An 18,464-nucleotide genomic window follows, 5' to 3' on the forward strand; every position below is an offset into this window, starting at 1 on the left:
CCAACGATGGAACGTTACCTCTTTGGCGGCGGCACCGCCGACGTTGCCGAAGACGTGGACGGCGGACGAGTAGCCGGTGCACCGGTCACCATCTGGGACGGCCCCACGGACACCGCGAACCGGGTGATGGACCTGGTCGACGTCGAGAACGGCAGCCAGATCGAGCAGAGCACTCTCACGGCCGACGAGTACGGCTATATCCTCCCGTTCCTCGGCCCTCCCGGAGTGGAACGCCTGTGGGCGAAGGCCGGCACGGTGGCAAAGCGGGTCGAGCTGATCCAGATGAGCCTGTCCTCTCGGCTGGCCAAGCACCTCACCACGGACGTGGACCCGCACAAGGATCGTGAGTACACGGATCGCAAGTTCGATGCCGCGGTGGGACGGACCGGCAAGAACGACGTCGCAACCGGCCCCGGCGATGCCTGGCTCAACGTCGAGGCAGCAGGCGGCACCAACGACGTGATCCGCATGAATCGCGCGGGCGAGGTCGGCACGCAGCTCAGGAGCAACGGCACCTTCTACATCCAGCCGTTCACCAACAACACCGGCCTCGTCGTCCTCACGAAAAACACCAACGAGACCACCAACGCCATCAACGTCCAGGGTGGCGCAGACGGGGCCACCTCCGTCTTCCGCGTCCGCAAGTCCGGCAACGTCCTGATCACCGGGTCTCTCCAGGCAGACGGCAACGTGATCGCCCCGAACGTTGGATCTGCCCGCGTGTACTCCGGGCCTGCTTCCGCCCTGCCCCCCACAAGCCAACTCAAGCCCGGGGATGTGTGGTTGCAGTATGGCTAACGTCTGGAGGGTCTGGGACGGCGCTGCCTGGGGCGCCCCCAAGGTCAACTACTGGACCGGAACGGAGTGGACGGCAAGCGTTCCTCGTGGCCAGTACTGGGACGGGCAGGGGTGGGTGTCCTCTGCCCCACCGGCCCGTGAATTCGCAGCGTTCGTCGGCTCGAACAAGGGGAACTTCAAGGACACCCGCTACGCCGGCCTTCCCGTCCCGGCCGAGGCCCGCGTCAACGATTTCGTCGTCTCCATCTGCGCGAACATGAAGGGCTTCGCCAAGCTCCTCTCTCCCGGCGGCCACCTTCCACAGGTCATCTCCCCCTCCACGGACGAGGTGTCCTTCGCAGTCGTCTGCTGGCCGTACACCGGCCAGGAGAACGATGTCGTGTGGGACCTCGGCGACTCCCCCCAGGCCGCCTGCATGAACCTGCTCTACCGCAACGGCGACGTCTCCAATCAGTCCGTGACCCCCGTGAGCGACATGCAGCTCCACAAGGACGTGGACAAGGTCCCCCTCATGCCGTCCAAGGACTACACCAGCGTCTTCGTGGCGCTCGCAGTGTCCCGTCAGGTGTCGAGCTACGCGTGGCCTGAGGGAGTCCTTCCGCGTGAAGCAGTGGTGGGCCGGTTCGGCTCGTACGAGATCAGCGCCTTCGCGGCTGACACGCCGGGGGCCGGCGCTTCGCTCGGGGCCCTCCAGCTCAACACCAAGGTGGACGCCGCGGCCATGTACCTGGTGACCATTCCCGGCAGCAGCGACGGGAATCCGACATGGATTCTCGGTGACGCCGCCGCGTCCGTGCTCGGCAAGACGACCTACCTTCAGTGAGGTGAACCATCCCTAAACCCGCCCTCAAGCGGTGGTCGGCCCGTGAAGTTCTCGGCCCAGACCTCATGGACGAGCGGGTGACCGCACCGCAGAAGTACTACGCGAACATGCCCTACGTCTCGGCGCGTGGGGTCGTCACCAGTTCTGGCATACCTGGACAGGCCCTCTACGCCGGCCAAAAGCGGGATGTCTTGTGGGACGCCAAACGCATCTACGCCAACGGCTTCACCACCCCTGACAGCACCCGTTTCAAAATCCCCGAGGATGGCGTCTACCACGTCACCTTCAACGCCTCCGTAAACGGCAACACGGTGCGGGGGGTCGGCGAGAATTTGAATGCCTTCATCGCTGTCGACGGCGCGACCGGCCAGGGCGTCTCAGGCACCATCGGGCATACCACCTTCCAACACCAGATGGCCTCCCAGTACAGCACGATTCAGGTGAGCGTCACCGAATATTTCACGAAGGGGTCCTTCGTGAGAGCCCAGGTGTACTTGGACTCTGGTGCTTCCGGAATCTGGTGGATCGCTGCCGCCGACTATGACGCCGACCTGAATATTTTCATGCTCACCCCGAGCGACAACGGATGGACACAGGCAGCGGCGCCGCCTCCAGCGCTCACAGCATGGTCTGACGACAGCTACGTCAGCGTAGACACGATGAACAGCCAGACCTTCGACGCCTTCATCCACTTGGAGAACCGCCCCAGGTTCCTCGCCCGCGATACCTCCTTCAACGTCGCGGCCGGCCAGGAAAAGGTAGCCCTCTCGTGGAAGACCATGTACTCGAACGACCCTGGGTTTGCAATCCAGAGGCTCGGTGACGGCTACGCCGAGAGAACGGCCGTCAAGGTCCTCTACTCGGGACTGTACTTGGTCACGTTCTCTGGCGCCGTGCAGCACCTCAGCGGTGTGGACTCAGCATCTTACGGATTCCAGTTCAAGATCTATGGCGACAGCGGAGATGCCAAGATCCTCGCCCAGAACAGCACCACGAGGATCAACATGGACTGCTCGGTCGCGGTCAACGAGCTGGTCTACCTCAAGGCTGGCGAAGCCCTTAACGTCCGCTTTTACGGCTGGGGCTCTGACACGCGCTGGACCAACGGCGCTGGAGACGGCCGAATATTCAATTTGGGGGCAACTTACATGGGAGGCTAGATGCTCACATACCCCTCGTGGCCTTCTCGACAGCTCGTGACGGCCGCCGAACTCAACCCTTATCTTTACGAGAACAACAGCCGACTCGTCACTCCGAGCGCCTTCAGAGTCAAGGGGCTGGAGTCCATCGACGAATTCTCCAGCCGCCTGGAACTCAAGTGGGACCTATGGGACTTCGAACGTCAAGGGTGGACCTCGAAGGACATGAAGAGGTTCCGGTGCCCGGCATCAGGAACCTATTTCCTTAACGCCAACCTGACCTTCCGCCCCCCGGCCACCATGGACGGCAAGAAGGCCGCCCAGGTTGACACTCTGGTGTACTCCTCCGGGCGTGACGGAACCGGGAACACTCCGCTCCTCAAGTCGCTGAACAACACGAAGATCATCGGCAGTTATCTGAGCGTGAACACCTCCGGCCTGGCCTACCTGGCCGAAGGTGACCTGCTCTACGCCACCGCAGCCGGGTCCGGAGGCACCTGGACCAAGGCGGCCTCGGAGAACAAGAGCTGGTCGATGAACTCGCTCAGCGCCATCCAGATAGCCCCGGACGCAAAGGGGCTTGGCGGATGACGAGTACAACGATGATCCTCAACGCCTTCGGCCTGGTCGGTATCGCTGCCACCGTGCTCGGCGGTTACGTGGTGTTGCGCGCCACGAACGAGGCGAAAACGTCTGAGGTCTGGAGGGGGGAGGCCGAGGCACAGAAGGCGCGGGCCGACCGACTTCAAGATGACCTGACCGAGATCAAGCAGCGACTCACGAGCATCGAGCGTGAAAATCAGCGGCTCATCGAGGTGCTGACGTCCCTCGACCCGTCACGACTCGCCGCACTGCATCACAACAACTGACCTGAAGTAATTAATTATTCGTGGGCTGGCTTAGGCCAGCCCTTTTTTATGCCCTTTTGGAGGCGCCCATGAGTCAGGTTTCCAAGGTTCTGTCCATAGCCTTTGGGGAGGTGGGCTATCAAGCGGAGCGGGCTCCGGGCGAGCGCCCCTCCGGACATCAGAAGTACTCCGGGCAGGTACCGGGGCTTGAATGGTCCAACTATTGGCCGTGGTGCGCCACTTGGGTGTCCTGGGTCGCCATGAAGGCCAACGTAGCCAACCTTTTCCCGCGTACCGCGAGCGTCCTCACCGCGATGGAGTGGTTCAAGCGGCGGAGCCGCTGGAGCGAGTTCCCGGCCATTGGTAGTCAGGTTATCTACGGAACCTCGGGCAGCACCCACACTGGTCTCTGTTACGCCTACGACCGCGACTGGATTTACTGCGTGGAGGGCAACACCAGCCTCACCAACGACGCCAACGGCAACAAGGTCATGAAGCGCCAGCGGCTCCGCCGCGACGCCTACGTCCACGGCTACGGCTACCCCGAGTACGCCGAGGGCATCACCACTGCGGACCCCTCCAAGAAGGGCGTCGCGGGTTACACCTATGCGGCCGCCGCATCGGCACCGGCCACCAGCTCGGGCGGCCCCACGGGCAAGTACCGGATCAAGGCCGGTCAGACTCTCGGCGGTATCGCGGCCCTCCTGGGCGTTTCACTCGCTTCGCTCCTGGCAGCCAACCCTCAGATCAAGAACCCCGACCGGGTGGACGAGGGGCAGGAGATCACTGTTCCCGTCGCGCCGACGAGGCCGGACAAGCCCACGGTCCCCCCGGTGAAGCCGACACCCGAACCGAGCAAGCCGACCACCCCGGCACCGGCCACGACCGGCGACTTCTACACCGTGCAGAAGGGCGACAGCCTCAGCGGCATCGCCCGCTCCTTCGGGCAGTCCCTCACCGCGCTGCTGGCGCGCAACCCCTCGATCACAGACCCCAACGTGATCCAGGCTGGCCAGCAGATCCGCGTCACGGGGACGGCACCGAAGCGAGCACCCATGGCCGCCGGCCCGCGCCATGCGGCGCCCAGGCCAGTCGCCGTGACCCCCACGGTGAAGCCGAAGGCGCTTGAGCGTGAGAAGAAGCCCGTGACCGTGATCTTCAAGTGCCAGTGCACCTGTGACTGCTGCGGGGCCAAGAAGCCGAGTCCGCAGCCGACCACCGAGCCGGCCGACGTGTCGAAGCCGGACAAGCCGAGCGATCCCTCGAAGCCGCCCACATCCCCGGCTACCCCCGTGACACCGGCGGTCCCGGCGGCCATGACCTCCCAGACCCCTGACCCCGGCCACCAGGCCAAGTAAGGAGCACCATGGAATTCCTGCGTACCCACTCCGTCCGCATCCTGGCCGCACTGGCGGCACTCGTTCCGCTACTGGTCACCCGGTGGCCCGGCATCGACTGGTACGGCCTGGCGGCCGTCGTCGCGGCACTGCTGGGTGCTGGCGAAATGGCGCAGCGTGTCGAGAACGGCAAGACCAGCGAGGCCCTGTACAAGACGTCGCCCTACGACGAGATGGCCGCGATCCATGTGCAGCTCGCTCAGCGGGAGCGCGAGCCTCGCGCGGTAGGGGATGCCCACACCGTCCGTGAATGAATGAATCATTCCGGGCGTGTCCATGTCATTTTTAAGTGAAAAAGGAGAGGCCCCTCCCCGCCTCATGGGCGGGGAGGGACCGGCCGAGCCGCCGACTCTCAGTCGGACGCGTTCACAGTCGGGGGGACAGGCTCTGTCCACACTCCGTATCTCCACCTGCTCGCGAGAGCAGAAAAGCGGCCCTGCACGAATCGCGCTGGCCGCTTCTGTGGCATGTCGTTCGGTGTCACACCGGCCGCTGCTTCTCGGCCCTCTCGGCCGCCAACGCCTGATGGTGGTCGCACCGCAGAAGCGCCGGCCCCCGCCCGGTCACGGGCTCGCGGAAGATGATCTCACCGGAGCAGCCGCCATGACGGGCGTCGAGGCATGCCAGGTCGAACCTCTGGATCATGCTTCGTCCTCCTGGCCCTCAAGTCCCTGAACCAGAGCGAACGTGCTGAGGGGGAGATTCACTTCGAGAGCGATCCAGTTCTCGGCATGCACCCGCAGCTCGACGCTGTTGCCGTCCCGGATCAGCCGCATGGCGACCTTGCAGGCTGCAAATTCACTCATCCGCTCGAAGAGGTAGGACAACTTGGTCAGCTCGCCGTCGATGTCCACCTGAACAAGAGGCACATACTCGACGTCGGCGGAGCGTGCGAGATCCCGGGCCCACTGCTCGGCGTTCTTCTTGATGTCGCCGGTGTCGCTGCTCATCGCTGCTCTACTTTCTCAATCGGAGTCCACTTCCAGGACTCACCGCCGCGAGGTTCACGCAGGTGCCCTACGACCTCGTTCGTGACTACGTGGCGAATCGGTTTCCCCAGGCCCTGGTCCTTCACCGGAAGGGTAACGACAGGCGCTGACAGCGCGGCCGGCTCAGCCTCCCTGGCCGCGCGGGAGCTGTCTTCCTCTTCGGCCGCCGCAGGGTCGGGCTCGTTGATGATCTCTACCGTGTCGTCCAGGCGCACGGTCAGAAGGTGGCGGTGCTCAGCCTCTTCACCGGGCTGGCCAAGATGGAGCCGCCACACGTCTGCTGGTTCTCCGTCCCATCGGGTGGCGTCCCGCTCCGGATCGGCCAACAGGACGCCTTCTCGGGTAACGGTGCGGCCCCGCGGCTCCCGTCCGGTGACCCGGATGCGGTACCCCGCCGCCAGCTCCCCGATTTGTGCTTCGTTCAGCTTGAAGTGCAAGGTCTCCTCGACTTCCACCTCGGGGCCTTCTTGTTCCAGCGTCTCGTCCGGGAGCAGTGCCAAGGTGTTCGAGTTGCAGGGCTGCTCGCCAGGCTGCCCGACGTAGATCCGCCAGACCTTTACCGACCGCCCGTCGCGCTGCGCTCGGGTGTCTTTGGGTGCACGCAGCAGCGTGCCCTCCAGGGTCTTGGTGTATCCGCGCGTGTCCTTACCCTTGGCCCGTACTCGGGCCCCTTGCTTGGCGCTGGAAACCGGCACCTCTTCGTAGATCAATTCATTCATCTCCTTCGCGATTTCGGGCTCGCGGCTGTCGACCAGCACGCAGAGGCCAGGTGCCTGAACGCGCACCTCGCACACGTCGCAGTCGCAGTCATGGAGGCAGGTGCGACATGTTGCTTCGTCGCAGTAGGGGTCAGGGCCGTGGAAGTCGTGCGTGGGGTCCGGGTCTGGGCATCCCCATGCCTCGCAACCACGCAGCCGTGACCAGGTGGGAAAGACGATGTGCTCTCGTCGGCCCAGGGGCCCGTGCACCAGCGGGTAGCCGGGGCACGGGAAGCTGGAGCGGTCAGCCGCCTCCCTGGTGAGGAAGGCGGCTCGACACGAGCGGCACTGATGCCGGCCTTCCGGCCGTCTGCGGAGGTGGTGCCTCACAGGCAGGCGGCGAACGGATTACTCGGGGCCGGCGCCTGCTGGGGCTGCGGGATGACGATCTTCTTCGCGGGCGGCTTCTCCTCCGCAGCCGGAGCGGCCTTGGGCGGCTCAACCAGGGCGAGGACCGGCGCCTGCTCCCGCTCCGGCTTCTTCTGCGCGCCGTCCACCAGCAGCCGGTAGATCGTCGGCTTCGGGCCCGCAGTGGAAGACTTGCCCCGGTAGTACTCGACGTCATCGAGCTGGTCCACCGTCTCGCGGAGGCCCTGGGCGTTCGTGCGGGCCTGGAGGGACCGGAGCAACAGGGTGGAGGTTGCCTCGCCGCCGTGGCGCTTGAGCGTTTCACGGATCACGTCCGGGAGGCTCTTCACCTTGCTCTGGGTGCCGCTGTGGTTCTCGGTGACCAGCTTCTCCACCGAGTTGATCGAGTACTGGACGAAGGCCCAGGCCGCCATGAGGGCCTTCTTCGAGATCCGTGTCTTCATCTCCGAGGCCGCGAGCACGGCGGCGACCCGGAAGACCTGCTCCGCGGTGCGCTCGAAGTACACGCCGACGTGTTCAGGGGTGCTGGCCATCTTGCCGATCATGTAGGCCCGGATCTCGTCGTACGCTTTGTGCGCCTCCTTGGCGAGCGCGATCTCGCGGGGCTTGTCCTTCGCCCACCTGTATGCCTCGGCCAGCCGCTTGTCCGCCCGAATCGGAGCACGCTTGCCGTACGGCAGCATCTTGCTCTGCTCGACGAGGACAGGGAGTAGCCGGTTGTAGGAGCCGCCCAGGGCCGCGCTGCTGCTGACGTACTTGGCCCACTCACCGGGGGTCACGTGGACGGTGAAGCCCAGCAGGGGCGCTTCGACCTTTTGGACGTCGCCGGTACCGTCCTTGCCCTTGGTGCGGTTGGAGATCTCGTTGCCGTCCCAGGCCGTGCGGAGCTTCTGGTCGAAGGTGGGGCAGCGCTTGGCGCGCTTCAGGACCTCCGCCCATTCCTCTTCCACGATGCAGGCCCGTCCGTCCGGGCCGCCTTCACTGCCCATGGAGGCCAGCTCGATGCCATACAGGTTGCCGACCAGGGATGGGCCGGACGAGATGCCGTTCAGCACCCGTGTGGAGAAAAAGCCCTCGAAGCTGGGTCCCAGCAGGGCGCGGGACGCCCGGTAGGCGGTTCCTTTGCATCCGATGCCAGAGCGGCCGGCGAGCACAGTCCAGACGCAGACGGGGCGCCCCTCATCGGTGCGCACGAATCCGTTGATCGCTGCGGAGAACAGGCTGAGAGTCGAGGCGTAGATGCCTATGGGATCGGCCTCTGTCTGGGGCATGATCGCTTCGACCGCTTCCCCGATGGGCCCGAACTTCATGGTGTCGAACATGGTGGTCCTCTTATTCGGTGCAGTGAGCGGCCAGGGGGTCGCTCGCGTGATTGGGGCATACGAACTGGCCGGTCGTGGGGTCGTATCCGGCTTCGCAGTTCTCGCAGACGAGTCGGCCGCAGACCGGGCAGTCGCCGTACGGGATGCCTTCATCTGCCAGCTCCTCCAGGTCATCGCTACAGACGGCGCAGGTGCTCATCTGCTGCGGATCGGTCACGAGGCCACGTCCATGGCGAGGGATTCCTGACCGGCGTGGGCGTGGCGGTACGCCTCCCGGATGGCACTGGGGATGACGCCCTTGTCGCTGACCTTGAATCCCTGCGCTTTGGCCCAGGCGCGGATCTGCTGGGCCTCGGTCATCTGGGGCGGCTGGGACTGCTTGGCGATGCGGCGAATCTCCTGCTGTTCCTTCTCCCGGCGTTCCTCGGCCCACCGGACGCTGGACTCGGCCAGGCGGCGGTTCTTCTCCAGTCGCCACTTCTCCTCGGCTTCGACCTGGGCCTGTACGTCCTCGGCCGTCTTCTTCTGTGCCACCGCCGGAAGCGGGTCCTCGCCGATCCACTGACCGGAGGTCACCGCCTCACGGAAGGCGCCGGCCCGCGTGGCGTCGAGGCAAGGGGTGGCGGCCTCCCCCGCCTCCTTCACCTTGTGCGGGGCCGGACGGATGCCGCAGATGATCAGGGCGGTGTCCTCCTGGACGTGGCCGACGATGCGGTAGCCGCTGTTTTCCAGCGCCAGCCGGGCGGCGTCGGCGTCGTATCCGGGGATCGTGCCCGTGATGACGGCGCTGCCCTTGGACTCGACCATCGCCTCCAGGCCGTCGCTGCCGAACACGTCGGCGAGCTGGGCCCCGAATCGCTCGGCGTGCTCGGCGCACACGTCCCAAACCTGTCGTCCAGCAACGATCACCGTTGTGGCAGCGCGGTCCTCGGGCTGCCCCTTCTTCTTGCATCCCATGCAGAGCACGGTCATGTGTCTCTCCCTTCGCTTGGTCACCCATGGCGAAGGGCCAGGCCGACTGGCCTGGCCCTCACCAAAGGCGCCCGCCTTGGGGCGGGCATGAAGAAAGCGGCCCATCGGTTGATGGCCGCTCGTCTGGTGGTGCTGTTCGGTTGCGTTTGTTGCTTACCGCTGCTCGACTGTCCAGCGGCTGTCCGTGCGGTCCCAGGCGACGCTGGTCCCGCCGTGCCAGTTGCCCGCGTAGACGTACGGCGCGGTCAACCAGTCGGTCTCGGGCCCCTTGCGGTCCCCGAATTGGACGCTGACCCCCGCGTCCTCCAGGGCGTTCAGGGCATCGGCGAGTTGGGCCCACTGGGCGTCGTTCTTGGGGGTGGCCATGTCTGGGCTCTCTTTCAGTACTTGGTGTAGGTCTCGGATCGACCGAGGTAGCGGACGTTCGTGTGCTTGAGCGTTGCGGGAGCGAGGTTTCTGTGGGCCCAGGCCCACCCTGCTTCGATGGCCGCGTCTCGGCCCTTGGTGGTTCGGGTCACCTGGATGCGGGGCTGGTTGTTCTCGTCGGGCCACTCGGCCACGGCCCAGTGGTAGGTGTAGGACTCGCCCATCACCGGCCGCCCATCGTGAGCTGGACCGCGACCTCGCACTGCTGCGCAGTGGTCATGGCGAGCCAGCGTCCTCGGTTCCTGTCGCTCAGCGCGTCGTGAAGGGCGACGCACGCCCCTGCTGTCCAGGCGTCCACGAGCATCCCGTCGACGGTGTCAGCGGCGTGCAGCTCGGCTATCCGGCGGTACTCGCCGATCCGGCCTTCGGCCTTCCACCGCTCCTCGGCGCCCTGCTCCCACGCGAGTTCGGCTGCCTCGGTTTCGTTGGGCTCCCGGATCTCGTAATCACTCCGCCGGTAGACGGAGCTGCCGACGACGCCCGGATAGTCCTGGTGGCGCCGGTCATAGGTCTCGTCGTCCACGAACCGGCGCTCAACATGCCCTGCGCAGTAACCGAGGGGGTCTTGCGGGGCGGTGGAGTGCCGCGAGACGAAGGTGGCGACCACGGTCGCGGGCTCCGAGCAGAAGCCAGCCGTGCACCGTCCTAGCGGCTTCACCTGAAGCCCTGACGTGAGGGTCTTCCGCATCAGGCGGCCACCGCCACTCGTGCCGCGCGGGGGGCAGCTGCCACCGCCACGGTGTAGAAGAGGGCAGCCTCATGCGTCAAGCGTGCAGAGACGGCTAGCGGGTCGTGGTAATGCTGGGCAAGCGTTCCACACAGCTCGAACGTCTCCCGTAGCGCCTTCAAGCAGGCCAGTGGGGTGTCACGCAGCCCAGCCAGGCCGGCTGCCTCCTGGACCTCTCGCACGTCCTCGGCGTACCTCTTCATGCGGCTCATCGGTCCTCCACGCTGATTCGGATCGGCCAGGCGTTGGCCACCAGGACGGCGGACTCGCCCAACCGGTCCCACTGCGGGGCGGTGCGCCATCCGTTGCGGGGGTGTTCCCAGCTCCACAGGATGAGCGTCTGGATTGCGTGGGTCAGGTCCTGGCGGCGACGCCAGGTGTACATGGGCCCGGGGCCGTTCGAGCTGTAGATGTCGAGCTGTCCCACCACCTCGTCAAAGGTGGCGATCCATCGGGTTGGGGTGGTCACTTGCTGTTGCCTTCCTTGATCTGTCGCACGCGGTGGGTGTGGTGCGAATCCTTGAACTCGTCGTCGCCGTGGCTGCCGCAGTACGCCGTACTCAGCCAGCGGCGGATGCCATACCGCTCCATGTCGATCCACCGCGTTGCGGGTTGGCCGCATCCGGAGATCCAGCACCCAGTGCGCCCGTCATCGAGCTGCTGGAAGTGCCGTACCTCGCTTTTGGTCGAGCCCTTCCCCATCAGCCCGCCCCTCCGCCCGCATCCTCACGGGCGACTTCCAGGGCGGTTCGGTACAGCCGCTTGTCCGGCTCCCGGTTCTGCTGCACGTGCAGCCGCCGGAACAAGGCTCGGCAGTCGTCACACATGAACTCCTTGCCGAACGGCGTGCGGGTCAGCGGGCCGCGACGCTTCTGGACGTCAGCACACGGCTGGCACTGGCCGCAAGGTTCCGAAGCTGCGTGCTGGGCCTGCGTGTTGAGGTACTTCTGCCAGCAGCCCTTGCACTGCCCTCCTCCTCGGACGTGCTCGAAGGTGACGTGGGGCTTCCACCCGGGGTCGAGCCCAACCGGAATCGCTTCCACGAGCGCGTGGTCGTGGAGCGTGGCCTTCTCGAATGCTTCGAACCAGTCGTAGTTCCAGTGCATCGATTTGCGCGTCCAGGGTCCGCATTCACCGTCGTGGTCAGTCGGGTCTCCCCCACCCCTCTCACAGACTTGGACTTCGTACCTCCAGCCCTTCACTTCTCGCCCTCCCCAACCAGGTCGTAGAGAAACGGGTTGTACTCGTTGTGGTAGTCCTTGCGATAGATCTTCGGGGGTTTGGTCACGCCGTACTCTTCAGCGAGGAACGAGAGCGTCAGAGCGGGCATCTCTCTGTAGAGGCGGTGACGCCACTCGCCCATAACGAGATCCACGAAGGGCTGTTCCTCGTTTTCGTGCCAGATACGGACGCGGACTCGGCTCCGGTCCTCTTCCCACTGTCCGGCCCGAATGATGATCTTTGACATAGCGGGGTTACTCCTGCTCTCTGTCGGTCTTGGGGTCTTCGATCAGGTACGGGCGGGCAGCGCCGTGCGCCTCACAGAACTCCGCGAAGTCCTGCTGTGTCCTGAACTGGAAGACCGGTCCGTGTCCATGCTCAGTCGCGTAAGTGGCACTAAAAAGAGGGCGGACGGGGTTGCCGTACTTGGGTTGCCATGGGTACCAAATGGCCACCTGTGCGCCGCCGTCCCACGTGAACACTGTGCGACCTATGACGTGCCGCATCTTCTCTGTCATCTGTTGATCTCCGTTCCGCACTATCGGCAGAGCTTGCAGTAGTCCATGTGACTGTTGAGGGCACGCGCAACGCGATACTTGGCGCCACGCGACATGGTGTAACTCGCCTTTGCAACGATGTCGTTCGGGTGATGCAGCATTCGCGAGTTCGCACCCTCAATGTCCCGGGCGAAGGACTTTTCAATGGACTTGTAGCGGTCACAGCGGTAACGCGTGAGCACGGTCTTACCCTCCTCGTGATAGTCGGCTGTCAGATCTGACAGGCCATGCAAAGGGCCGCCTACGAATGTCAGGCGGCCCAAGGCAAAGCGCGTCAGCGCGGGGTCTTTATCAGTCGCCGAAGCGTGTCGATCATCTTTCGGGCGTCGTCCGGCGTGATCTCTAGGGATGCTCGGGACTCGATGTGTGCGCCGCCCCCCTGGGAGTCGGTGACCCATACGAGTTCGAGGCCATCGCGGTCACCCTGGATTTCGAGGGTGTGCCGTATGTAACCCCCGGCACGCACCCAGAATTCGCGCACGGTGCCGTCCGGCTGCTCCTCCGGGAAGTAGGTGTCCACCGCCTTCACGCGGACACCCCCTCAAACTCCTTCAGGAGTTCACGCAGCAGGAGTTGAGCGTCGTGCGCCTGCTCGTTCTGGATGTAGTCCATGCTGTCGGTGTCCTCGCCGTCGTCGGCCAGGTTCTCTTCCGGGTCGTACGAGGGGACCTCTGCACGAAGCAGGCGGAGCCAATCGTTCTCATGCTTGCGTATGCGCCTAATAGCCACGCCAACAAGTTCCTCGAAGCGGTCTTCAGAGCACACGTGCTCATTCGTCATTACTTGGCCTGCACCTTCAGGAAGTCCTCAAGCTGGCTGATTCCGTCGGCGACTTCAATCCCGGTGGCTGCCTCTGTGATGACTTCTTCCACCGCTTCCTCGATAGCCTCCTCGGCCTCCTCGCGCATTTCTTCCTCAAAGTGCAGTTCAGCCGCAGCAATGATCGATTGGGGGTCTAGGTCATTCATGCGCGCCAGGTGGAAAATGTTTGCGACCAGGTCACCAGCTACTTCATGGATAATTTCCGGGGCCACGGCCAATGTGCCGGTGAAGTATTCGCGCTGTCCGGTATGGTCGCCAAAGGCTTCGAGGGCAGCCAGCGCCCAGGAAGCGCGGGTCATGTTCATCGCGGCTGCGCCGTCGTCATAAAAGCTCACGGTGATGTCCTCCAAATGTGCTGTGGGTGTATCGGCTGCCATGCCTGACAGGCCATGACCGGGCCCCGGCGGGCGGGGTCCGACCAAAGCGTGTCAAACGTTCCAATGCCACCAGGTGCGCATTTCATCGAGCGAGGTTCCCTGGCTTTTTGCCACGTCGTCCATCGTGGATTCGGGGTCTTCCAGTCGCTTACGCAGCGCGGCTATGACCAGGTCTATAGCGTCCGATTCAGGGCCATCCCCATAAAATCGGAGTTCCCACTTGACCATCGTCGCGGCTTCTTTAGCATGCTCGATCAGTTCTTCGCTGGTCACTTTTTCCCCTTTAGATATTCCTCAGCGTGTTCATCTCGCGTCACAGAGAAATCACTTCTGCGTTCGCCACGTCATAGATGGCGAGCTGAGATTCGAGGCGTCCCATCGCTTCCGCCTCAGCCCGGTCCTTGATGTTCATGGAAAGGTCTAGATAGACCAGGCCGCCATCGACCCAAGCGCCGTAGAAAAGCCTCTGACTGGCCACACGGGGCGCATAGTCGGCCACGTACTGAGAAAGCGTCTCAGGATTGAATGATCCGACCGGTATGGTGCGCTCGCTTCCCGCGATGCTGACCATGAAACCGCCGACAGGAGCGGGAAGAATTGGAGAAAAGGTCAGGCCGCCGTCATTCACGATCGCGCGGTACTGCTCAATCAGGGTCATGGTGTCCATGGACACACCTCCATTACATCGCACATCAACTTTTTGGGTATGGGTCGGCACTCTTTGCGTGCCGTCGTGTCCTAGGTCAGGCTCGAACTGACAGCCCACCCATAGAGGGGCTAGGACGCCGGACTCAGGCACTTAGGGCAACCCCGCGCATCGTCGCTCTAGGCTTTGACGCTGGGCACCGGACGCGCCATGTCGTCCTGTACTGCATGACCTATCCATGGCGGGCCGGTCATTTCCCGCACTCGGTTCTCTCTCCACTCCCGGTACTCCGTCTAGCGCCTGACACCGTTAGGTGTGGGTATTGCTTCGGGCCTTCATGGGTGCATCCCTCCCTGGTTTGGGAGGGCGAGACTTATGGTCTGTTCCTAGCTGGTCTGCCTATCGCCCTGAGACGGACTCACATAGACACTCATCACTAGTGCATGTCGGTTTGGGTTCAGCCCTTTGGGGCTGTTCCTGTCGCGGCTCCTGATCCCCTCTGCCTGATCTCCCCCTTCCACATCCCCGCTCAGCGGGTGGTACTGGGGTCGGCCCTTTGGGGCGGCGCCTTTCGACATGGAAGACATTACGCGACTTCGCCTCGCACATCAACTTTTGGATTCCACTAGTCGTAAGGAGAGGCGGCCTAAGGTTTCATAGGAAGACGCGCGTTGCATGGCGTCAATGAATAAGTCAATAGGCGAATGAGTGATTACCGTCACGCGGGTCTACATAAAGATCTACTGCGCGTGATCATGGGAGGGTAATTATTCACTCATTGCAACCGAGGAAGGTTCGGCATTCATGGCGCGGGAGATCTCCCGGGCGTCTCTCGTGAATGAATCAATCGCGTGATCTATCCCACACATGACGGGGGTAATGCCTTCATTCATTCAAAGAGGACCCACCGGGGGTGCCTTCCTTAAATCATGTACGGGTATGAAACATCCCAGGGGGGCGCCTGCCGGCCTTGGAGCCTGACCTACTCCGCGCGGACCTGGGGCCACTTTTGGGGCCGGCCACGGGGCGTACGGGCGTTTCGCGGGTGTTGGGCTGCTGTGAGCTGCCGATTAATGAATGAATTAGGTGAGGTGGGCCACTCTTCGCTGTGCAGCCATGACACATCCTGGTGAATCACGACTACATTAATTGTGCGGGGGTTCTCTGTACCTCGCCAACCAGCCCTCATGGCATCGGCCCCGCCTCCAGAAGGAGCGGGGCCGATGAGCTGTGTCCGACTATGGGCTACCTGTGACTTAGGCCAGAGGCTGCGAGCCGCTTTACCATGATCGTGAATACGGGCGAATCCTCAAAGGGCTTCTGTTCGCCTACCTTTTCGTATTTCCAGGACTCGTAGAGGGCCTGCACCTTCGGATGCGTCGTGTCGACCAGGAGCGTCGCGAAGTCATCGCCGCGGCTGTCCACCAGCGCCTCATGGAGCTTCGTGGAGACACCGGTCTTGCGCCACTTCTCCATCACCATCAACTCCGACAGAGCGAAGACCGTCGCCTCGGACGGGACGGACTCGGGGCGTTCCGATCCCTTCCACCACCCGCCGGGTTCGAACGCCGCGCCATAGGCGAAGCCTGTAGGTGCCCCCTTGTCGAACCCCACGACGCATGACCAGCTCTCCTTACTGCTCCAGTGGTCCACAAACCAGGCGAAGCGTTCCCTCTCGTGAAAGCGGTCCTCGCCGCCGTCGTAGACAGCGTCGTGCATGTCGAGGAGCATCTCCCGGATATCGGCAGCGTCCTTGTGCGCGTAGGTCTTCAGATCCATGTCTGTGCCCTCTCTGCCCAGTCCAGAACACTGGGCTCCCTTGTCCCCGACGACACCACGAGCTTTCGCACGTCCGCCAGGGTGTCGGTCGTGCGCTTCGATCCGCGAACCTTGGTCAGGAGGCCAGCAGCTCGGTTTGCCGTGCTGCAAGCCTGCTCCAGGTCACCTTGCTTGGCCTGCGCCAGGGACAAGTGCGCGGTGTAATAGGTCCGGTTCCGGAGGAGATCCGGACGGATGGCGCCCAGAGCACGGTGCAAGTGGTACTCCGCACGCTCGGGTTCACCAAGGCGGAGCCACACGATCGACGTGAGGCCGTCGAGTTCGGCCTCGTCGTAGAACGTGATCCAGGGAGGTCGCTCCACGTCCATGTGGCGGCCGAACGAGCGTTCAGCGGCTGCGAGGGCCCTGAGGGCGGTGCTGCGCTCGCGGCTTCCTGCGTAGGCGTGGGCATTGCGCATGTGTGCCAGTGAGGCGTACAGCGGGTCCTTCTTCGCGATGGCCAAGCTCTTTGCCGCGTCTGCTGCCGCCGAGACTTCGGCGTAGTCCTTACGCTGTCCGGCCACCATCGCAAGGTGATTCCACACGTGGTACTGCGTCTCGCTGTCGCCCGACAGGCCGGCGAACGTGACGGCGGTGTCCAGGTGGTTGCGGGCACGGGTGCGGGCTTGAGCGTCGATGGCGGCGAAGGCCGCCGAGCATGTGACGTCCGAGGCCAGGCAGTAGAGCTTCGTCCGCACCCAGGCGGAGGCGCCTCCCGCGGCCAGTGACGACTTGATTCGCATGGCCAGTTCTACGGCGTGGTTCTCAACTTGCTGAGCGCCGCCGAGCGCTTGGTCATCCGCAACGATCTCGGCGTACTCGGCATGGAAGCGGTTCACGTCGCTCTGGCCGAGGCGGGGGCGCGCGGCGCCCGTTGTGAGTGCGACAGCGGTTCCGGTGGCGGCGGCGAAGAGAGTACGGCGGTACATCGGGTCCTCCGGTGGTGCTTGTGCTGCCTTCTTGGACCGGGGGACGAAGCCCAGGTCGATGGCTGAACGACCGAGTACCTTCTCGACACACAACCGCTGCTTGGCCTGCGGCCATTGGGTCTTGCCGTCCAACCACCTTCGGATGTCTCGGTCAGTGACGTGGCCTTCTTGCCCCGTCAGGGCCCCGATCTCCGTGTTGATGCGTCGGGCTAACTCCGCCTGCCCTATCCGGCAGTCGTCCATAGCCGCAGCGAGCTTGCGGTTCTCTCCCACAACCGCAAGGTAGCGGCGAGGCCGCCACGGGCGACACCCCGAAGGTAAAAATCACCGGGGTCACCCCTTCGGCATCTGGAGAAATCACCTGTCGAAGACAAAGCCTCGGCGGTGCACTGGTCTCTCGCCACCACCGCCGCAGCGAAGAGGCGCCACCCATGGTGCTCGCTGCATGGAGGAGAGCGGCCGGCCTCCCCCCTTCAAGGCCGGCCGCTCCACCCCGGAGGGAAGCCCCGTGACCATGACAGCCGCCCGACCGACTGGGACAGGTGCCCCCGGTTACACCGAGACCTGGCCGTGCGAGCCGGAGTCCGCCCGCCGTGCCCGCATGCTCGTTTCTTCCGCCCTCAATGCCTGGGGCGCGGACGAGTTGGTCGACGTTGGGACGTACATCGTCTCCGAACTCGTCGCCAACGCTGTTAAGCACACCTCATGCCGATTGGTTCGCGTCGGCATTCATCAGGTGAGCCGCGGCGTGGTCCGGATCGGCGTCAGCGACAAGTCCCGTCTCACGCCCGAGCTGAAGTACCCCGGCGATGGCCAGGAGGGCGGCCGCGGCCTGCTTCTGGTGGATGCGATGAGCTGGCGTTGGGGCTACGACCGAAAGCCGTGGGGAAAGGTCGTATGGGCGGAGCTTCGCGAAGGTAGGCCCGCCTGATGGCCAAACATGCCAAGCGACGTACAGCGTTCTGCGTCGTACCTCGCGCCCTCGGGCTGCCCGGCCAGGTCGAGAGCCGCGAGCGGGGCTCATCCTGGACACACCGCCTTCCTGAACGGGGATTCGCCGCATCCGAGGGCGTCGGGCCGGAGACGGACCTTCTCGGGCGGTTCCTCAATGCCATGCGAAGGCAGCAAGTCGAGGAGTCCGGGGACGGGCCTGTCCGCATCACTGTCGAGGCCATCCAGCAGACCGCGGACTACGTGCTCAGCACCTACCTGGACCAGGCCGAGGATGGCGAACTCGACGCCACCATCCTCACGCTTCAGGGGTACCTCTCGGCCCTCGCCCAGGAGGCCGAAGAGCGGTTGGACATGGGGCGAATCGTGGTTCGCGAGATGGTCAGCCGCGCGCGAGCCGTGGCCAGCGAGGAGTGCCGGCCGTCCCGGAAGAGCGCCAGGAGCGCCGCCCAGACGACCCGCGATCTCTTGGCCCTATTGACCCGTGAGGGCTGGGGCACCTCCACGGCAGAGACGAGGGAACCGGCCCATTCCTAAGAGGCGGTCATCGGCCTGTCCTGGGCCCTCCGCGCAAG

General features: G+C 64.2%; 31 protein-coding genes. 9 read left to right on the forward strand and 22 right to left on the reverse strand.

The window, feature by feature from the left end; all coding sequences use genetic code 11:
- Positions 1-6 precede the first annotated feature (6 nt).
- The 7 genes from ACZ4MU_RS07285 to ACZ4MU_RS07315 all read left to right on the forward strand — a co-directional run bounded on the left by ACZ4MU_RS07285 (position 7) and on the right by ACZ4MU_RS07315 (position 5,259).
- Positions 7-798, forward strand: a complete 792-nt coding sequence (locus ACZ4MU_RS07285) for a hypothetical protein (RefSeq protein ID WP_467872056.1) — start codon at positions 7-9, stop codon at positions 796-798.
- Complete coding sequence (locus ACZ4MU_RS07290; RefSeq protein WP_467872059.1) at positions 791-1,621, forward strand: hypothetical protein; 831 nt, start codon at positions 791-793, stop codon at positions 1,619-1,621. Before ACZ4MU_RS07285 ends, ACZ4MU_RS07290 begins: the two co-directional genes overlap by 8 nt.
- A gap of 77 nt (positions 1,622-1,698) precedes the next feature.
- Entirely contained in the window at positions 1,699-2,781 is a 1,083-nt protein-coding gene (locus ACZ4MU_RS07295; protein WP_467872062.1) for a hypothetical protein, read from the forward strand.
- A gap of 36 nt (positions 2,782-2,817) precedes the next feature.
- A complete protein-coding gene (locus ACZ4MU_RS07300; protein WP_467872065.1) occupies positions 2,818-3,351 on the forward strand; it encodes a hypothetical protein in 534 nt (177 codons plus the stop codon).
- Positions 3,348-3,629 (forward strand): hypothetical protein, encoded by a 282-nt coding sequence (locus tag ACZ4MU_RS07305; protein WP_467872068.1) that lies wholly within the window; start codon positions 3,348-3,350, stop codon positions 3,627-3,629. The genes ACZ4MU_RS07300 and ACZ4MU_RS07305 overlap by 4 nt, the downstream gene beginning before the upstream one ends.
- 239 nt (positions 3,630-3,868) lie before the next feature.
- Positions 3,869-4,966, forward strand: a complete 1,098-nt coding sequence (locus ACZ4MU_RS07310) for a LysM peptidoglycan-binding domain-containing protein (RefSeq protein ID WP_467872070.1) — start codon at positions 3,869-3,871, stop codon at positions 4,964-4,966.
- 8 nt (positions 4,967-4,974) lie between these two features.
- Positions 4,975-5,259: a hypothetical protein gene (locus ACZ4MU_RS07315; protein ID WP_467872072.1), complete on the forward strand. Its 285-nt coding sequence runs from the start codon at positions 4,975-4,977 to the stop codon at positions 5,257-5,259.
- Positions 5,260-5,485: 226 nt separating this feature from the next.
- Here the strand turns inward: ACZ4MU_RS07315 and ACZ4MU_RS07320 are convergent, their stop codons facing one another.
- The 22 genes from ACZ4MU_RS07320 to ACZ4MU_RS07425 form a co-directional block, all read right to left on the reverse strand.
- Positions 5,486-5,650 (reverse strand): hypothetical protein, encoded by a 165-nt coding sequence (locus ACZ4MU_RS07320; protein WP_467872074.1) that lies wholly within the window; start codon positions 5,648-5,650, stop codon positions 5,486-5,488.
- A complete protein-coding gene (locus ACZ4MU_RS07325) occupies positions 5,647-5,955 on the reverse strand; it encodes a hypothetical protein (RefSeq protein WP_467872077.1) in 309 nt (102 codons plus the stop codon). The genes ACZ4MU_RS07320 and ACZ4MU_RS07325 overlap by 4 nt, the downstream gene beginning before the upstream one ends.
- Complete coding sequence (locus tag ACZ4MU_RS07330) at positions 5,952-6,752, reverse strand: hypothetical protein (protein ID WP_467872080.1); 801 nt, start codon at positions 6,750-6,752, stop codon at positions 5,952-5,954. The genes ACZ4MU_RS07325 and ACZ4MU_RS07330 overlap by 4 nt, the downstream gene beginning before the upstream one ends.
- A gap of 326 nt (positions 6,753-7,078) precedes the next feature.
- A complete protein-coding gene (locus ACZ4MU_RS07335; RefSeq protein ID WP_467872082.1) occupies positions 7,079-8,443 on the reverse strand; it encodes a DUF3987 domain-containing protein in 1,365 nt (454 codons plus the stop codon).
- 10 nt (positions 8,444-8,453) lie between these two features.
- Positions 8,454-8,660, reverse strand: coding sequence for a hypothetical protein (locus ACZ4MU_RS07340; RefSeq protein WP_467872085.1), 207 nt, complete (start codon positions 8,658-8,660; stop codon positions 8,454-8,456).
- Positions 8,657-9,415, reverse strand: coding sequence for an Lsr2 family DNA-binding protein (locus tag ACZ4MU_RS07345; RefSeq protein WP_467872087.1), 759 nt, complete (start codon positions 9,413-9,415; stop codon positions 8,657-8,659). Before ACZ4MU_RS07345 ends, ACZ4MU_RS07340 begins: the two co-directional genes overlap by 4 nt.
- Before the next feature lie 153 nt (positions 9,416-9,568).
- Positions 9,569-9,781, reverse strand: coding sequence for a hypothetical protein (locus ACZ4MU_RS07350; protein ID WP_467872089.1), 213 nt, complete (start codon positions 9,779-9,781; stop codon positions 9,569-9,571).
- A gap of 14 nt (positions 9,782-9,795) precedes the next feature.
- A complete protein-coding gene (locus ACZ4MU_RS07355) occupies positions 9,796-10,005 on the reverse strand; it encodes a hypothetical protein (RefSeq protein WP_467872092.1) in 210 nt (69 codons plus the stop codon).
- Positions 10,005-10,448 (reverse strand): hypothetical protein, encoded by a 444-nt coding sequence (locus tag ACZ4MU_RS07360; RefSeq protein ID WP_467872094.1) that lies wholly within the window; start codon positions 10,446-10,448, stop codon positions 10,005-10,007. The genes ACZ4MU_RS07355 and ACZ4MU_RS07360 overlap by 1 nt, the downstream gene beginning before the upstream one ends.
- Positions 10,449-10,528: 80 nt before the next feature.
- Complete coding sequence (locus ACZ4MU_RS07365; protein WP_467872095.1) at positions 10,529-10,780, reverse strand: hypothetical protein; 252 nt, start codon at positions 10,778-10,780, stop codon at positions 10,529-10,531.
- A complete protein-coding gene (locus ACZ4MU_RS07370; protein ID WP_467872097.1) occupies positions 10,777-11,037 on the reverse strand; it encodes a hypothetical protein in 261 nt (86 codons plus the stop codon). Before ACZ4MU_RS07370 ends, ACZ4MU_RS07365 begins: the two co-directional genes overlap by 4 nt.
- On the reverse strand, positions 11,034-11,159 hold the full coding sequence (locus ACZ4MU_RS07375) for a hypothetical protein (protein ID WP_467872099.1): 126 nt from the start codon (positions 11,157-11,159) through the stop codon (positions 11,034-11,036). The genes ACZ4MU_RS07370 and ACZ4MU_RS07375 overlap by 4 nt, the downstream gene beginning before the upstream one ends.
- Before the next feature lie 110 nt (positions 11,160-11,269).
- A complete protein-coding gene (locus ACZ4MU_RS07380; protein ID WP_467872102.1) occupies positions 11,270-11,674 on the reverse strand; it encodes a hypothetical protein in 405 nt (134 codons plus the stop codon).
- A gap of 92 nt (positions 11,675-11,766) precedes the next feature.
- Positions 11,767-12,036: a hypothetical protein gene (locus tag ACZ4MU_RS07385; RefSeq protein WP_467872105.1), complete on the reverse strand. Its 270-nt coding sequence runs from the start codon at positions 12,034-12,036 to the stop codon at positions 11,767-11,769.
- A gap of 7 nt (positions 12,037-12,043) precedes the next feature.
- Positions 12,044-12,307, reverse strand: coding sequence for a hypothetical protein (locus tag ACZ4MU_RS07390; RefSeq protein WP_467872106.1), 264 nt, complete (start codon positions 12,305-12,307; stop codon positions 12,044-12,046).
- Between the two features lie 313 nt (positions 12,308-12,620).
- Positions 12,621-12,875, reverse strand: a complete 255-nt coding sequence (locus ACZ4MU_RS07395) for a hypothetical protein (RefSeq protein WP_467872109.1) — start codon at positions 12,873-12,875, stop codon at positions 12,621-12,623.
- The gene (locus ACZ4MU_RS07400; protein ID WP_467872110.1) at positions 12,872-13,126 is read right to left on the reverse strand and encodes a hypothetical protein; all 255 of its coding nucleotides are present in this window, start codon (positions 13,124-13,126) and stop codon (positions 12,872-12,874) included. The genes ACZ4MU_RS07395 and ACZ4MU_RS07400 overlap by 4 nt, the downstream gene beginning before the upstream one ends.
- Positions 13,126-13,545, reverse strand: coding sequence for a hypothetical protein (locus ACZ4MU_RS07405; protein WP_467872113.1), 420 nt, complete (start codon positions 13,543-13,545; stop codon positions 13,126-13,128). The genes ACZ4MU_RS07400 and ACZ4MU_RS07405 overlap by 1 nt, the downstream gene beginning before the upstream one ends.
- Before the next feature lie 51 nt (positions 13,546-13,596).
- Positions 13,597-13,818: a hypothetical protein gene (locus ACZ4MU_RS07410; protein ID WP_467872115.1), complete on the reverse strand. Its 222-nt coding sequence runs from the start codon at positions 13,816-13,818 to the stop codon at positions 13,597-13,599.
- Between the two features lie 40 nt (positions 13,819-13,858).
- Entirely contained in the window at positions 13,859-14,212 is a 354-nt protein-coding gene (locus ACZ4MU_RS07415) for a hypothetical protein (protein ID WP_467872117.1), read from the reverse strand.
- A 1,224-nt stretch (positions 14,213-15,436) separates the two neighbouring features.
- The gene (locus ACZ4MU_RS07420) at positions 15,437-15,970 is read right to left on the reverse strand and encodes a GNAT family N-acetyltransferase (RefSeq protein WP_467872120.1); all 534 of its coding nucleotides are present in this window, start codon (positions 15,968-15,970) and stop codon (positions 15,437-15,439) included.
- A complete protein-coding gene (locus tag ACZ4MU_RS07425) occupies positions 15,961-17,211 on the reverse strand; it encodes an XRE family transcriptional regulator (protein ID WP_467872122.1) in 1,251 nt (416 codons plus the stop codon). Before ACZ4MU_RS07425 ends, ACZ4MU_RS07420 begins: the two co-directional genes overlap by 10 nt.
- Before the next feature lie 241 nt (positions 17,212-17,452).
- Between ACZ4MU_RS07425 and ACZ4MU_RS07430 the strand changes: the two genes are divergently transcribed.
- Both ACZ4MU_RS07430 and ACZ4MU_RS07435 read left to right on the forward strand, forming a co-directional pair.
- Complete coding sequence (locus ACZ4MU_RS07430; RefSeq protein WP_467872273.1) at positions 17,453-17,869, forward strand: ATP-binding protein; 417 nt, start codon at positions 17,453-17,455, stop codon at positions 17,867-17,869.
- Positions 17,870-18,051: 182 nt separating this feature from the next.
- Positions 18,052-18,426, forward strand: a complete 375-nt coding sequence (locus tag ACZ4MU_RS07435) for a DUF6415 family natural product biosynthesis protein (RefSeq protein ID WP_467872124.1) — start codon at positions 18,052-18,054, stop codon at positions 18,424-18,426.
- The last annotated feature ends 38 nt before the right edge of the window (positions 18,427-18,464 follow it).

It is taken from the genome of Streptomyces sp. NPDC026377, assembly GCF_055567715.1.

Coding starts and splice junctions, on each gene's coding strand:
- ACZ4MU_RS07285 (WP_467872056.1), top strand. CDS start 7: ATGGAACGTTACCTCTTTGGCGGCGGCACCGCCGACGTTGCCGAAGAC.
- ACZ4MU_RS07290 (WP_467872059.1), top strand. CDS start 791: ATGGCTAACGTCTGGAGGGTCTGGGACGGCGCTGCCTGGGGCGCCCCC.
- ACZ4MU_RS07305 (WP_467872068.1), top strand. CDS start 3,348: ATGACGAGTACAACGATGATCCTCAACGCCTTCGGCCTGGTCGGTATC.
- ACZ4MU_RS07310 (WP_467872070.1), top strand. CDS start 3,869: ATGAAGGCCAACGTAGCCAACCTTTTCCCGCGTACCGCGAGCGTCCTC.
- ACZ4MU_RS07315 (WP_467872072.1), top strand. CDS start 4,975: ATGGAATTCCTGCGTACCCACTCCGTCCGCATCCTGGCCGCACTGGCG.
- ACZ4MU_RS07320 (WP_467872074.1), bottom strand. CDS start 5,650: ATGATCCAGAGGTTCGACCTGGCATGCCTCGACGCCCGTCATGGCGGC.
- ACZ4MU_RS07325 (WP_467872077.1), bottom strand. CDS start 5,955: ATGAGCAGCGACACCGGCGACATCAAGAAGAACGCCGAGCAGTGGGCC.
- ACZ4MU_RS07335 (WP_467872082.1), bottom strand. CDS start 8,443: ATGTTCGACACCATGAAGTTCGGGCCCATCGGGGAAGCGGTCGAAGCG.
- ACZ4MU_RS07345 (WP_467872087.1), bottom strand. CDS start 9,415: ATGACCGTGCTCTGCATGGGATGCAAGAAGAAGGGGCAGCCCGAGGAC.
- ACZ4MU_RS07350 (WP_467872089.1), bottom strand. CDS start 9,781: ATGGCCACCCCCAAGAACGACGCCCAGTGGGCCCAACTCGCCGATGCC.
- ACZ4MU_RS07355 (WP_467872092.1), bottom strand. CDS start 10,005: ATGGGCGAGTCCTACACCTACCACTGGGCCGTGGCCGAGTGGCCCGAC.
- ACZ4MU_RS07365 (WP_467872095.1), bottom strand. CDS start 10,780: ATGAGCCGCATGAAGAGGTACGCCGAGGACGTGCGAGAGGTCCAGGAG.
- ACZ4MU_RS07375 (WP_467872099.1), bottom strand. CDS start 11,159: ATGGAGCGGTATGGCATCCGCCGCTGGCTGAGTACGGCGTACTGCGGC.
- ACZ4MU_RS07380 (WP_467872102.1), bottom strand. CDS start 11,674: ATGCACTGGAACTACGACTGGTTCGAAGCATTCGAGAAGGCCACGCTC.
- ACZ4MU_RS07385 (WP_467872105.1), bottom strand. CDS start 12,036: ATGTCAAAGATCATCATTCGGGCCGGACAGTGGGAAGAGGACCGGAGC.
- ACZ4MU_RS07390 (WP_467872106.1), bottom strand. CDS start 12,307: ATGACAGAGAAGATGCGGCACGTCATAGGTCGCACAGTGTTCACGTGG.
- ACZ4MU_RS07400 (WP_467872110.1), bottom strand. CDS start 13,126: ATGACGAATGAGCACGTGTGCTCTGAAGACCGCTTCGAGGAACTTGTT.
- ACZ4MU_RS07405 (WP_467872113.1), bottom strand. CDS start 13,545: ATGGCAGCCGATACACCCACAGCACATTTGGAGGACATCACCGTGAGC.
- ACZ4MU_RS07415 (WP_467872117.1), bottom strand. CDS start 14,212: ATGGACACCATGACCCTGATTGAGCAGTACCGCGCGATCGTGAATGAC.
- ACZ4MU_RS07420 (WP_467872120.1), bottom strand. CDS start 15,970: ATGGATCTGAAGACCTACGCGCACAAGGACGCTGCCGATATCCGGGAG.
- ACZ4MU_RS07430 (WP_467872273.1), top strand. CDS start 17,453: ATGACAGCCGCCCGACCGACTGGGACAGGTGCCCCCGGTTACACCGAG.
- ACZ4MU_RS07435 (WP_467872124.1), top strand. CDS start 18,052: ATGCGAAGGCAGCAAGTCGAGGAGTCCGGGGACGGGCCTGTCCGCATC.